Source organism: Chloroflexota bacterium (genome assembly GCA_018829775.1).
GTDB lineage: Bacteria > Chloroflexota > Dehalococcoidia > Dehalococcoidales > RBG-16-60-22 > E44-bin89.
Map to the genome: position 1 here is coordinate 1 of JAHJTL010000003.1, position 13,001 is coordinate 13,001.

Here is a 13,001-nt window from a genome sequence, read left to right on the forward strand (position 1 = left end):
AGTCCCATCCGGGTCATTTACCTTGACGGTTACGGTAGCTGCCGTAGGATGTGGGAACAGGCTCATGTTGTCGGTGGCGCTACCAGCATCTGCTACAAAGCCAGTCGGCAGGGTGCTCAACTGGTTATCAACCATCATGGCGACTACCGCTGCCTGTACGTTGCTGAACTCGGTTTCCCCTGCCTCCGCCTCACCTCGTCCGATGAACCGCCCCACGTTGGGGATGACCACTGCCGCCAGCACGCCGAGGATGGCCACCACGATAAGCAGCTCGATGAGCGTGAAACCCTTCTCGCCTCTCTTCGGCAATCTCATTTCTTCACCTCCTCCTCTCATACTTATAGATTACTCATACCCGGTGGTTTGCTGAGTTATCGTTCCTAGCTTATCAACATAGTAAGTGCCATTGGACATCTCGGTAGCGACATAGTTGACCAGGTTTGTGGTGGCGTTATCCGCGGTGATATCGTGCCGGTAAAGGATATATCCGTTCTTGTCGCTGGCGGTGTAGGCAGTCCCATCCGGGTCATTTACCTTGACGGTTACGGTAGCTGCCGTAGGATGTGGGAACAGGCTCATGTTGTCGGTGGCGCTACCAGCATCTGCTACAAAGCCAGTCGGCAGCTCCTCCAACCCGTTGTCGGTCATCATAGCCACCACAGCTGACTGAAGGTTAGAGAACTCGGTTTCTGCAGCCTCGGTTTCACCTCGTCCGATGAACCGACCCACGTTGGGGATGACCACCGCGGCCAGCACGCCGAGGATGGCCACCACGATGAGCAGCTCGATCAGTGTGAAACCCTTCTCGCCTCTCTTTGGCAATCTCATTTTTCACCTCCTTTTTCTCATTATTTTATTGCCAAGTTCGAAAATAAGACTATTCTCGCAATAGTTACATCATAAGTTATTGGTGAGATACAGACAATCCTGCAAAGTAATGATTTTTCGGTTACTCGAGGCTAATCCTTTTGGGTGAGCGGGTATCGGACTTATCACCTAGTACCTGATTATCTCTGGCTGTGGGGAACAAGACCTCGTTTCACGGCGTAAGCGGCAGCCTGGCTGCGGTTTGCCAGGTGGAGTTTGTCCATTATATTGCGCAGGTGTGTCTTCACCGTGTTCTCTGAGATGAACAGGGAGTCAGCGATTTCTTTATTGGTAGCACCCTGAGACACCAGTCGGAGCACCTCGTCTTCACGGGGACTCAGCTTGGCCTCTTCGTCGGCTGACTTGTTGGCCTGGGTATCTGTACCTGAATCCCTGAATTCGATAAGCAGTTTGGTTGCCATAATGGGGGAAAGAATAACACCGCCCTGAGCAATGTGATAAATCGCCTGAACAAGTTCCTCCGGCTCCGTATTCTTCAAAATATAACCGGTAGCCCCGAACTTGATGGCAGCGAAAAGGTCAGCTTCATTATCGGAAACGGTCAAAACAAGGATATTTACCTCTGGCATCTTAGTTTGCAGCGCCTGTGTGGCTTCCAGCCCACTGCATTGTGGCATGTTAAGGTCCATCAGGATGACATCAGGTTTCAGTTCTTCCGCTTTTTCTATTGCCTCCAGACCATTGACTGCCTCTCCCACAACGCTTATGTTTTCCTGGTTTGTCAGTACGGCGGTGATGCCGCGTCGAAAGAGAGAATGGTCATCCACAACAAGAACCCTGACTACTTCCATTTCACAACCTCACTTTCTCCACCGGAAGGGTGACCTTCATTTCTGTACCCTTATCAGGGGCAGTGGTGATGAACACATTGCCGCCAAGCCCCTCGGCTCGCTCTTTAATGATGGCTAAACCGTGGTAGCCGGGCGGGTATTCCTCCAGTTCTTCAAGTTTGAAACCTCTGCCATCGTCTTTAACCACCATTTCCACCTCGGCTGCGGTGTTTCTCAGCGTTACTTCAACGCTGCTGGCCATCGCGTGGCGCCTGACGTTGGTCAGGGCTTCCTGGGCGATGCGCAGCAGCTGCAGTTCCGCAACCGGTGAGAGGCGGGTAAAGGGCTTGGATATCTCAAACTGCACCGGGATGCCATTATTACTGCTGAATTCCCTGACATAGTTGCCAAGAGCGGCGAGAATGGAAACGCTTTTTATTTCGGTACTCAGCTGGTCGATTGATTCCCGGATGTCCTCGTAGGTATCCTGTACCACTTCACGGATCTCATTAAGTTCGGTGAGCGCCTGTACGGAATTCTTTGACGTGAGCAGGTCACTTACCGACTTGGTCTTCATATTGAGGTAGCTTAATGACTGAGCGACGCCGTCGTGGATTTCGCGGGCAATGCGGCGGCGCTCTTCGATAATGGCTTCCCTTTCAATACGACGCCGTATGTTCAGGTTGATGCGATACGGCACGGTGGCAACGACAAAAGAAAAGAGCGTATAAACGATGAGCAGGGTCAGATTATATCCCTGCATTATCCAGGTGAACCGTTCCGTAAACTGGCTCAGGAACAGGTGCGTGAGCGAAAGAGACAGGGAAGCGGTGGCGGCCAGAGCAAGAGCAATCCTTTCCTCGAAGAGCAGGGCAGCAGTCATTATTGGCGTGAGAGAATAAAGCAGGAAGATACTGTTAAGACCGTTGGTGTAGATAACCAGCAAAATACAGAGGATAAAATCACCGCTCAGTATCAGGTAGGTCATGGCGCCTCTGGCCTGCCAGCGGAGCGGGGAGAAAACCTTCAGAGCAGTATAGACGCCCAGCATGCCCAGGATGATATAAAGCTGATACGCGGGCATGGCGGCCATAGTCGGGGATACCTGTGAGAAAAGCACCGCCAGCGCGTACCCCAGAAAGCGGTAAACGGCAAGAAACTGGTATGCCTCTTTTTCGTACCGGTATTGCATTTTAAGGTCTTATTCCTCTACTATTGTCGTTTAAATGTTAATTCGCTGGGTACTCAATGTCAAGACTAGACATAATGAATTATATTATAAAAAGCTGACGAATGTTGCCGTCCCAAAAGAGCTGAGATACGAATCAGCCGAGAGAAATCAATCCCTGCTTGATAGCGACGACGACTGCTTCCGTGCGGGCATTAGCATTCAGCTTGCGTAAAATGGAGGTAACATGGTTTTTTATCGTCTGTTCGCTGATATCCAGTTGGGCAGCAATCTGCTTGTTCAGATAGCCCTTAGCTATGTGATTCAGGATTTCCATCTCTCTCGGCGTTAGCGGTGAAATGAACGATTCCGCTTCGCTGCGCAGCGACAGTTCTTGGAACTGATGCAGCACCTGTTCGGCCAGCTTGGGACGGGCGGTAAGGCTTTCATTTATTGGGTGTTCACCGCGGTAAACGCGCCTTATGGTATTTACCAGCTCACTGGCGGTAACTTCCTTGCTCAAATAGGCAACTGCCTGAGCTTTAAGCGACTGGAAGAGCTGGGCATCATCCTGACTGGACGTAAGCACCACTACGCCGATTGTCGGCAGGCGCTGTTTTAATCTGCGCGCCAGCTTGAGGCCGGCATCCGCAGGAGTATCGATATCCAGCAGAGCAACATCGGGCGGCAGATTATCGATTATGGAGAGCACTTCATCAGAAACCTCAGCCGTGGCGGATATGGTAATATCCCGTACTCTGGATAGGGAATGTTCCATTCCCTGGCGGAAAAATACCTGCTGGCTGATGATAATAACCTGTATCTTGTTCATTGTATGCCACCTTCTTTTAGCAATTATTTATCTGTTGAACCAGTCCCGGGTGAGGCTACCTCCCCACCCTTCGTACCCGCCGGAGCTGCCGAGGTGCTCTGGATGGCACTATTGAAGATTTCAACCAGATTCGGGTCAAATTGAGTACCGGCACCTCGTTTCAATTCCTCAAGCGCCTCCGCAATGGTCAGGGCATCGGAATAACTCCGTACCGTGGTCATGGCGGTAAAAGCATCGGCTATCGCCAGAATGCGGGCTTCCAGGGGTATCTCCTCACCTTTCAAACCGATAGGATAGCCGGTACCGTCGTATCTCTCATGGTGGTGCAGAATGCCAGGCAGGCACAGGGCCAGTTCCGGGGCACGACTGGCGATATTCACTCCCACCTGAGGATGTGTTTTAATTATTGCCCACTCGTCAGACGTCAGCGGGGTTCGTTTATTCAATATCTTTTCGCTGATGCTTATCTTGCCGATGTCATGCAGTAAAGCGCTGGTCTCAAGTTTGCTAATCTCCTCCGGGTCCAGCTCGACGGCTGTGGCCAGAAAGGTGGCATACTCCTTCACTTTTTTCCAGTGGCTGTTGGCGTAGTGTTCCTTGGCGTCAACGGCTTCCGCCATGGCAAATATGGCGCTCAGCGTGTCGCCATCCGTGCCGTCCATTAAACTGAGCGGAGCATCTTTCAGTTCCAGTAAAGTTCCCGAAGCACAGTAGCTGCGGTTACCACCTTCACGCTTGGCGCGGTAAAGAGCAGTATCGGCAGCGTCCACTATTTCATCCGCAGCGACACCGTCTGCAGGCCAGTTTGCCAGGCCAATGCTGGCGGATACCGCGATGTGTCCGGTCTTTGCCTTGGCAGCAACCTTACGGCGGATACGGTCCGCCACCTGTGTGGCGGCATCAATGGGAGTATTCGGTAAGAGAACAGCAAACTCGTCGCCACCGTAACGAAAGGCCTGGTCAGCGCTCCGTATGGTACTCTTCAGGACGCTGCCGATTTCCTTGAGCAGTTTATCTCCGGCCAGGTGTCCGTAGTTATCATTAAAGGCTTTGAAACCGTCGAGGTCAAGAATGATAAGCGAGAAGACACCCCCGTAACGCTGCTGTCGGTTAATTTCCGTGGCCATCAGCTCATCCAGAGAGCGGCGATTCAGCAAGTCAGTGAGTTTATCAACCCGCGCCTTCTCTTCAGCTTCAGCATACAGGCGCGAGTTTTCAATGGACATGGCAATCTGGGAAGCAAGCTGTTCGAGAATCGTCATATGTCTCTGTGAGTAGGCATTCGGATTGCGGGTGCCAACAACGAAACTGCCGATGACTACCCCTTTGGCGATAAGTGGGAGGTATGCGATGGTGCGTACTCCTTGCTTATGGTGAAATTTGGCGGTGACAAACTCACCCCTCTGGGCCAGGTCAGACTCTAGAAACGCCTTATTATTCAGGGCAACCCATTCCGTACCCGTGCCCCTCATTGGAATTTGCTCCCCGGCTTTCCAGGCCGAACCTATCTCGGAGTACAGCGCCCGGATATTGATTCGGCTGTCCTCAATGAGATTAATTGATGCCCAGTTAATATCAACTACTTTTTTCAGTTCGGTGATGAAGCTGGCATATATCTCCTGGACATCCCGACTCGAGGTGATAATGGCACTGCAGTGGTTTATCACCGATAGCTCTTCTTCGCGTTCCCGGAGCCGCTCACGGAGGTATTCTTTCTCCAGGCTTACCGCAACCTGGTTGGTTACCTCCTCCAGCAGACGGAGGTCTTCCAGGGAGTACCAGCCGGACTCTTTTTTATCCAGTACCAGGATACCGATAAGTCGTTCGCGGCTTATCAATGGCACAAAGAGTTCTATCCCGTGAGAACTAATCTCTTCCTTCTCTTCCTCCCACAGGCCCCGGAATTCGGGCAGAATGGCCAGAGTCTCTCTGGTCAGTAACTTGCGCTCCCGCATCAGGTACTCCGCGATCAGGCTATCTCCGCTCAGTCTGAATTTATACATAGAATCGTCTTTACCTTTTGACTCAACAAGCTGGGTGGTAAAATCCTGTCCACCGACCTCCAAGAAGAGGAGGCGGGCTCGCTTGCAACCGACCGCTTTGGTGACCAGCGAGAGAATTTCACCGCCCTGCTCTTTCAGACTGAAGACGTTGTGTATTTTGCTGGCAAATTCAGAGAGCCGCTTGCGGTAATCATAGCTTTGTCCCTGCAAGGCCTTACCGATAGTGATAAACAGGTAGTTGCGCAATTTATAAATCAATATGGCGACAAATACAGCAAGTGCTGTAGCCAGGGTGGTAGCAGTCGGGTCAAACTTGAAGCCGAGCACGCTATTAAGAATGACGAACAAAAGCCCGTAGCAGACAACACCGATGATTGCCAGGCTTACCCATCCCAAACCACGTCGCAAAACGATTTTGATGTCAATTAACTGATGTCTGACAACCGCGTAGCTGAGGACGACGGCCACTATAATACTGCCAAAATGAGTTACGGCATATTCTCTTCCCCAGGGGAGGAGGGCAAGTAAAGTGAAGAGTATAAAAACGAATAGCCCAAGCATTAAAGAAAAGATTTGATTGCGCAGCGCTGGATTATCTAGAACCCTCAGCATTCTACCGAAAACATAGGTCGTTCTGGCTGCCAGGGCCAAGAGGGGAAGAGCTGGAAAGATGATTCCCTCTCCATAATTAAGATAAAGCTTGTCACCGTTGAGAACAGTAACCCCCTCGGCGACATAACCCATTACTACCAGTACGCTAACTGCTATCAGCGAAGTGTAGGCGAGTGGTAACCATCGCCCCTGGCCGGGGGCATAGAAAGAAGAAATAAAGACGTGGAATTGAACGGCCGTCCAAATATAAGTAATGAGAATAAGCTCAAGAAAAGGAAGGTTATATTGCGGGAAGATATTGCTGCGTAAGAAGACACTGGTGAGGCTCCATATCATGGCAGCGATTAGGAATAAGACGAAAAGCCTATGATTCTTATGCCAGGGACGGCTGCTCAACGTGGTTATTAACAGCGGGATATATGCAATTACTGCGATTACCGGGAATAGGGCGTAAATATTCATTATGAGGTAATTATTACGTCAATCAATAGGACTGTCAAGCGAAACTAAAGTCGTTTGACCAAAGTGAGGTGGACTAAAGTACTAGCGGACAGCTGCCGTCTCGCTCGTGGTATCAGCGCCAACCCTGACCACCTCTGCCGGTTTCTCTGCCAGGAGCTCAAGCACTCGCTGGGACGGATTTATATGTGGCGGCTTGAGGTGTGCCAGGTCGGCACCTTCGGCCCGCCGTTGCTCGGTGAAATGGGCGAAGGCTCCGGGCGACAGCACATTTACTTCAACCTTGAAGTCGATCATTGCGGCAAAGTCATCACGATACAGTGCTGCGGTATCTTTATTCTGGCTGTCCGACCTCAGTATCTGTTCCCGTACGGCGGCGGCAATTTCCGCCTCGCTGCCCTGATAGCCGTTTTTCAACTCGATATAGAGACTGAGCACCGGCTGTCCTTCCTTTTTGAAGGCGCTCCAGTCCTCATAAGCAAAGCCCGTGTTCTCAATTGCCTGCCAGATTGTTTTCTCGGTCAGCCGGACAAAGACGAAATCAAGCAGGTCATCGGCGCGCCGCTCAAATGCCATCTGCGGAATCTCAATGCCCAGCCGCTCATTGTGCAGTGAGGTGATGCGAATCATATCCCCGGGACGGTACCTGACCAGCGGCCCGCCGTGGAAGTTAGAGAGCACCATTTCGTAATTCTCACCGGCCTCCACTTCATCAAGCAGAACCGTCTTCGGCTGATATTCAGGGTCGAGGCGCCACTTGAAATGTTCCTTTTCCGGAATAAACTCCAGGAAGTTGAGGCTGGGAACGAAGGTCATGCCCTCGAAGTCCCAGGCCTGCGTGGCGATGATGCCGCCTTCGGTGCCGGCGTATACGTCCAGAGGATACCTTCCCCAGAGTGCCTTGATTTTTTCGCGGTAAATACCGCTATCAAGACCGCCGCTCATGATGCCCTTCACCGACCAGATATCCCTGGGCAGCATCGGCCGTCGTGCCAGTTTGCTCTTGGCCATGCCTTTGGCCAGACGAAACAGTGCTCTGGGCTGGGCAAGCAGGGGGCGGATATCCACTTTGTCGGTTGACTGGCTGAACTTGTTGCCCACCACCACCAGAACCATAGATAGTCCGAAAAAGTAATCGAGCCCCTCGGACAGGGCCTGTTTGAAACCGAGCTTTATTCTATCTTCAAAAGAAAGTTCCTCGGCTTCTTCCAGTGGGGGCAGGTACTGGGTCGGTGTCTGCATACCGAGCATATCCGCCATGGTTCCGGACATGTACGGTCGAGGTGCCACGGTATAAACGATTTTGGGGCGGCCGTTGAGCTGTGAGGTGTCACCCCAGTCCTTGCAGCTGGAGAGCATTCCCACGCCATACATGATTGTGCTCAATTCCTCGGCAAAGACCCGCGTGATTGGTACCCACTTGCACGGGTAATCGCCGGAACGCCCTGAAGTATGCACCCAGAAGGCGGGTTCGGCAGGTAGCGGCGCCTCTCTTTTATCGCTGAGTTCGGGGCAGTAGTCAGCATAGGTTGTCAGGGGCACCTGCTCGCGGAATTCCTCTACCGTTTCCGGTCTGGCGCCGTTCATAATCTTTCTGCCCAGTGTGCACCCGCTGAGCAGCCTTATCTGTTCCAGGAGCAGCCTCTTCTGTATGGCCATAAACTGCTCCAGAGAAAGCCTGAGGTAGCCGCAACACATCTGCCAAAGCTCTTCATTCCTTCCCTGCTGTAAAAGCTCGATCGCTTTCAGCACGAGTCACCTCCCAAGCCAACTTGGCTAAAGTTGACTATGCCACGTATAAGTTAGGTTGGGAAGTGATTGTGTTCTAGAACATAGTTCTATTTTGTCGTGGAAAGAATTGGTTTGAGGATTATAGGTCAGACAGCAGAGAGGAGGGATAGTTAGAGGTTTTTACCCTTGTTGCCGGAGCTGCCAAGCGTCTGCAGTTTCTGGCTCAGCTCCTGAAAGGTTTTGTCCTGAGGCTGTTTGCCCAGTTCGAGTCCGTAACTGAGGAAAAATTCCAGGAAATTGCGCAGCAGTTCCTTCATGCCCGCGGCAAACTGGTTGAATTCCTCTTTATCAACGTAAGCATTGTTGTGAGCAGGTTCTTTCAACTGGCCGTCAATCAGGAAATCCAGAAACTCTGAGTAGCTCATGTCGCCGCGGTTCTCGTCAATCTTTCTGACGATGTCGGCATCAACAATCAGCATTCTTTTGTCTGCCACGCTCATCTCCTTACATCTGTATTTAAAAAGAGACCTGAAGACCCATATGTCCTCAGGTCACTGTTCCAAATGTCGCACGAAGGTCACAAGCTGTAATCCTCATCAAGCCCGAGCATTTCCTTGATGTTATTTATCAGCTGAAGCAGTCTCAGGCCGCTGTCCGAAACCTGGTAGGTCACGGAGGGGTTGCCCATCTTCATCTTGTCGATATAGCCGTTAGCCACAAGGTAGCCGAGATACTTCTGTATCTGACTATAGCTCATATTGGCGCTGTACATGATTTCCGTTTTGCCCGCGCCATTCTCGCCTATTTTTAGCATATCGGCAATGATTTCAATATCAGAGCGCCGCCGATTTACCCTCACCATTATCCTCCCCTACTTTATTAGGTAGGACTATTGTACTAATCATTTCGCCATTTGTCAATAGCATGGAAAAAATGAGGGTATCTGCAACTCATGTCACGCTCAACGAATAAAACGGAATTAAATATAAAATGCGGATGTATTGTTGCCAGTACAACCCAAAAAGATTAAAAAGAGAGCAAGCCCAGGTACCAGTTGAGGATATCGCTTCCCCAGAACAGGGTGAGTATGGTGGCTATGGCCAGGAAAGAGCCAAAAGGGAGAGGCTCCTGTCTCTTTTTCAGCTTAAATGATAGCAGGACTATGCCCACCACACCACCGAGAATTGCCCCCAGGGTCACCGAAAGAAGCACCAGTCTGGGGCCGGTTGCCAGCCCGATCAACCCCACCAGTTTGACATCGCCAAGCCCGATTGCCTCACGCTTATAGATAGCGAAGGTTATGAAATAGGCGAGTAAAAGGAAGAGAAAGCCAAGCGCTCCCCCCATCAAAGCGCTGATAACGCCCGGCCAGGGCCAGGCCAGGTTCAGGTCAATCAGTGCAGGCGGGGGTTGAAAGACAGCGATGACCAGTGCCACCGCCATCGCGGGATAGGAGACTTTATTCAGTATAAGCTGATGCTCCCAATCTATGAATAAGATAACAATAAACAGACTGCCGTAAAAAGCAATAACGACGAATTGAACGCTCAATCCGAAATACCCGTAGCTCAGGGCAAAGAGCAACCCCGTGCCCAGTTCCACCCAGAAGGGTCTCGGAGGAATGGACGCTCCGCAGTAGTGGCAGCGACGGCGCAGCCATAAGTAGCTGAAAAGGGGTACCAGGTCTTCGGGCGATAGCCGGTGCTGGCAGGAATCACAGTGTGAGGGCGGGTGCAGTATCGACTTGCCGACGGGCAGGCGGTCGATGCACACATTCAAGAAGCTGCCAACAGCGGTGCCGAATGCAGCAAAGACGATAAAAAGCAAGATATCCATTTCGCCGTATTTTGAGCGTTTTTCCTCCGTTCGTCAAGGTCGGTAAAAGAATTGCCCCCTCCGGGAGAGCAGGAGGGGACAAAGTGAGGAGGAGGTGAGTGCCTGTAAGCAAGACCTTATGCTAGCGTTGCTTTTTAGCATATCAGGATACCTTTTCAGTCATTCCACTTTAACTGTTCCCATAATCTTGGCCACCTCTTCGCGGTCGTTGCAGCAGGAAAACAGACTATCGCCGCTGATGATGCCGCTCCGGTAGAGATTTATCAGAGCGTGGTCGAGAAGCAACATCCCCGAGCGGGTCTGCGTCATGATGGCATTGGGCAGCTGGTGGATTTTGCCCTCACGGATGATGTTCTTGACCGCCGGGTTGGCTATCATAACCTCAACTGCGGCTGTTCTCCCCGCGCCGTCAACTCTGGGGACCAGCGACTGGCACAGAATGCCGAGGAGCAGGGACGCCAGCCGGGTCTGGGCAAGGTGTCGTTCATGGGTGGGGAAAAGGTCGATGATTCGCTCCACAGCCTGTGAGGCACTGGTGGCATGGCCGGTGGTCAGGACCAGGTGGCCGGTCTCGGCGACGGTAAGTACCGCTGCCGCTGTTTCCAGGTCCCTCATCTCGCCCACCAGAATGACATCAGGGTCCTGCCGCAGTATATGTTTCAGCGCATCAGCAAACGACAGAGTATCATTGCCCAGTTCACGCTGCGTGATGGTGCACTTATTGTTTGAATACACGTATTCGATCGGGTCCTCAAGGGTGATCACGCGTTTGTTTTCCGTTGAGTTCAGATGATTGATCATTGCGGCCAGCGTGGTTGATTTACCGCTGCCGCTTGGTCCGCTGACCACCGCCAGTCCCCTGTGCTTCATGATAAGCTCCTTGCAAATATCGGGCAATCCCAATTCCTCAAGCGTGGGAACGACCAGGGGGATAAGCCTGATGGTAAGGGTGAGGGTGCCACGCTGCTTGGCCGCATTACAGCGCAGTCGCCCAACATCAGGCAGTGTGTAGCCGAAGTCAAGCTCCAGGCAGTGGTGAAAATCAGCCCTTTCTTTTTCAGAGGTAATCTGCTGGAAGGCCTCGGCAATGTCATCGGGTGTCATGGGTGGCATATCAGCCTCTGGCTGAAGCAGACCATTGATGCGGAGAATGGGAGCATTGTCTACCACCAGGTGCAAATCAGAGGCGTCCTTTTCTGCCGCAAGGCGAACTAAAGCAAATATATCCATGCGCTCACTCTCCCACGCCGAGAATGACATTGAAATTCGTGCCAGACACAGCCGTTCTCCCGAGGCTGGTAATGGTAATGCTGGAGAACCGCTCGCTGGCCTCCAGTTCTCTCAGGTATGACAGGAGGTCCTCTTCGCCCGGGGCCTGTCCGTTAAGGGTCAGGGTATTACTGGTATGGCTGATACTGGTCAGGCTCACCGTTTCCGGCAAACTATTGACAATTACCTCAAGATTACCGTTTACTTTCTCGCTCTGCGTTTCCAGAGTTGACAAGGCCAAGGCAAAATTGCCGCCAGAGGTCTCGGTGTTATTGATCTTCAGCTGGAGTTCAGCAATGGCATCGGCATATTTTTGATTCTGGACCATCTTTTGCTGAAGGAGTTGATTGGTGGTATTTAACTGGCCCCTTGTTTCAGTAATATCGGCAGAGGTATTTTGAATCATCAGCGCCAAGAATAGAAGCAGGCTGATGGCAATGACAGCACTGGGCAACGCCAGGATCCTGGTCAGGGAAATTGGCTCTGGCCGGTATACTACGGGTACTACATTGAGTTCGCTTACCGAAAGCCCGGAACCGTTTGTCGGTGCGATTTTCTTGAGAACCAGGCCCATATTTGCCGAGTAGCGACTTGGGTCAAGTCCATCAGGGCTTTCAAACGGTGGTGGCAGAGGTAAAACCGGCCGGCTTAGTCCGTCAGAAAGAACTTGGCACTGTTCGGATTCATTGGCCAGTTCACCGGAAGCCCAGACAGGCAATGTGGCTGCGAGGGGCGTTTCGGGATTGTTGGTATTGTAGAATTCAATGGTCCGGCTTACATCGTCTTTGATCAGCGTAGTTTTTTCCTGCCAGGATGATGCTTCATCGGGAAAAGACACGGTGCGGACGGGCTGAGGAATACCACCGGCCATGACAACAATGTCAAATTCGGTTGGCTGAACATCCACGATAACAGCCATCGTGTCCTTTACCATTCTGGCCAGGAGCATGGGTTTCAGGTCCATCAGGTCTGACTTGAGGCCGGCAAGCCGCAGCGTATTGAATAAAGCGTCGGCGGCAGTACGGGGAATCGCCACCAGGAAGACCTGTGCTTTCCCCTCGGGAGCGGGGATGGGTTGCCATTGGAGGTAAAGCTGCTCGGGAGAAACCGGCAGTATCCGCTTTGCCTCCCGCCTTACTGCCTCCTCCAGCATATCTTTGGGAAGCTGAGGCAGAAGAATCGGGCGGGTAAGACAGTGCAGTCCACTGATGCCAAGGATAACCTTTTTTGAGTTTATCTTGCGGACCTTGAAAAGCTGCCTGATTTTGGCGGCAACCTCTTCCGGTTTCTGCACCACAGAGTTTTTCACCAGGCCGGGCTCAAGAGGTACGTCCGCCCATTTCTTGACCCGTTGCCCGCTCGTGACCATGAGCCGGATGCTGGTATCGTCGATGTATAAAGTGACCGCTTTCTTCGCCATTGCTTAACTTTCC

General features: G+C 51.9%; 12 protein-coding genes. All 12 read right to left on the minus strand.

The window, feature by feature from the left end; all coding sequences use genetic code 11:
- Nucleotides 1-315, minus strand: a 315-nt coding sequence (locus KKD83_00110; GenBank protein ID MBU2534556.1) for a type II secretion system GspH family protein, incomplete at its 3' end; no start/stop codon positions are given.
- 30 nt (nucleotides 316-345) lie between these two features.
- Nucleotides 346-828, minus strand: a complete 483-nt coding sequence (locus tag KKD83_00115) for a type II secretion system GspH family protein (protein ID MBU2534557.1) — start codon at nucleotides 826-828, stop codon at nucleotides 346-348.
- Between the two features lie 179 nt (nucleotides 829-1,007).
- Nucleotides 1,008-1,679 carry a response regulator transcription factor gene (locus KKD83_00120; GenBank protein ID MBU2534558.1) on the minus strand — a complete coding sequence of 224 codons (672 nt, stop codon included), beginning with the start codon at nucleotides 1,677-1,679 and terminating at the stop codon, nucleotides 1,008-1,010.
- Between the two features lies 1 nt (nucleotide 1,680).
- The gene (locus tag KKD83_00125) at nucleotides 1,681-2,850 is read right to left on the minus strand and encodes a sensor histidine kinase (protein ID MBU2534559.1); all 1,170 of its coding nucleotides are present in this window, start codon (nucleotides 2,848-2,850) and stop codon (nucleotides 1,681-1,683) included.
- 133 nt (nucleotides 2,851-2,983) lie between these two features.
- Nucleotides 2,984-3,658: a response regulator transcription factor gene (locus tag KKD83_00130; protein ID MBU2534560.1), complete on the minus strand. Its 675-nt coding sequence runs from the start codon at nucleotides 3,656-3,658 to the stop codon at nucleotides 2,984-2,986.
- A 23-nt stretch (nucleotides 3,659-3,681) separates the two neighbouring features.
- Nucleotides 3,682-6,735, minus strand: coding sequence for a diguanylate cyclase (locus KKD83_00135; protein ID MBU2534561.1), 3,054 nt, complete (start codon nucleotides 6,733-6,735; stop codon nucleotides 3,682-3,684).
- Nucleotides 6,736-6,816: 81 nt separating this feature from the next.
- Nucleotides 6,817-8,484: a GH3 auxin-responsive promoter family protein gene (locus KKD83_00140; protein ID MBU2534562.1), complete on the minus strand. Its 1,668-nt coding sequence runs from the start codon at nucleotides 8,482-8,484 to the stop codon at nucleotides 6,817-6,819.
- 149 nt (nucleotides 8,485-8,633) lie between these two features.
- A complete protein-coding gene (locus tag KKD83_00145; GenBank protein ID MBU2534563.1) occupies nucleotides 8,634-8,957 on the minus strand; it encodes a hypothetical protein in 324 nt (107 codons plus the stop codon).
- Nucleotides 8,958-9,040: 83 nt separating this feature from the next.
- Nucleotides 9,041-9,322, minus strand: coding sequence for a winged helix-turn-helix domain-containing protein (locus KKD83_00150; GenBank protein MBU2534564.1), 282 nt, complete (start codon nucleotides 9,320-9,322; stop codon nucleotides 9,041-9,043).
- Between the two features lie 167 nt (nucleotides 9,323-9,489).
- Nucleotides 9,490-10,299, minus strand: a complete 810-nt coding sequence (locus KKD83_00155; protein ID MBU2534565.1) for a prepilin peptidase — start codon at nucleotides 10,297-10,299, stop codon at nucleotides 9,490-9,492.
- 159 nt (nucleotides 10,300-10,458) lie between these two features.
- On the minus strand, nucleotides 10,459-11,529 hold the full coding sequence (locus KKD83_00160) for a PilT/PilU family type 4a pilus ATPase (GenBank protein MBU2534566.1): 1,071 nt from the start codon (nucleotides 11,527-11,529) through the stop codon (nucleotides 10,459-10,461).
- 4 nt (nucleotides 11,530-11,533) lie between these two features.
- Complete coding sequence (gene pilM / locus KKD83_00165) at nucleotides 11,534-12,988, minus strand: pilus assembly protein PilM (protein MBU2534567.1); 1,455 nt, start codon at nucleotides 12,986-12,988, stop codon at nucleotides 11,534-11,536.
- Between the last annotated feature and the right edge of the window lie 13 nt (nucleotides 12,989-13,001).

What these genes read in the sequence shown, in the direction of transcription:
- KKD83_00115 (MBU2534557.1), bottom strand. Translation starts at nt 828, where the DNA reads ATGAGATTGCCAAAGAGAGGCGAGAAGGGTTTCACACTGATCGAGCTG.
- KKD83_00120 (MBU2534558.1), bottom strand. Translation starts at nt 1,679, where the DNA reads ATGGAAGTAGTCAGGGTTCTTGTTGTGGATGACCATTCTCTCTTTCGA.
- KKD83_00125 (MBU2534559.1), bottom strand. Translation starts at nt 2,850, where the DNA reads ATGCAATACCGGTACGAAAAAGAGGCATACCAGTTTCTTGCCGTTTAC.
- KKD83_00130 (MBU2534560.1), bottom strand. Translation starts at nt 3,658, where the DNA reads ATGAACAAGATACAGGTTATTATCATCAGCCAGCAGGTATTTTTCCGC.
- KKD83_00135 (MBU2534561.1), bottom strand. Translation starts at nt 6,735, where the DNA reads ATGAATATTTACGCCCTATTCCCGGTAATCGCAGTAATTGCATATATC.
- KKD83_00155 (MBU2534565.1), bottom strand. Translation starts at nt 10,299, where the DNA reads ATGGATATCTTGCTTTTTATCGTCTTTGCTGCATTCGGCACCGCTGTT.
- KKD83_00160 (MBU2534566.1), bottom strand. Translation starts at nt 11,529, where the DNA reads ATGGATATATTTGCTTTAGTTCGCCTTGCGGCAGAAAAGGACGCCTCT.
- pilM (MBU2534567.1), bottom strand. Translation starts at nt 12,988, where the DNA reads ATGGCGAAGAAAGCGGTCACTTTATACATCGACGATACCAGCATCCGG.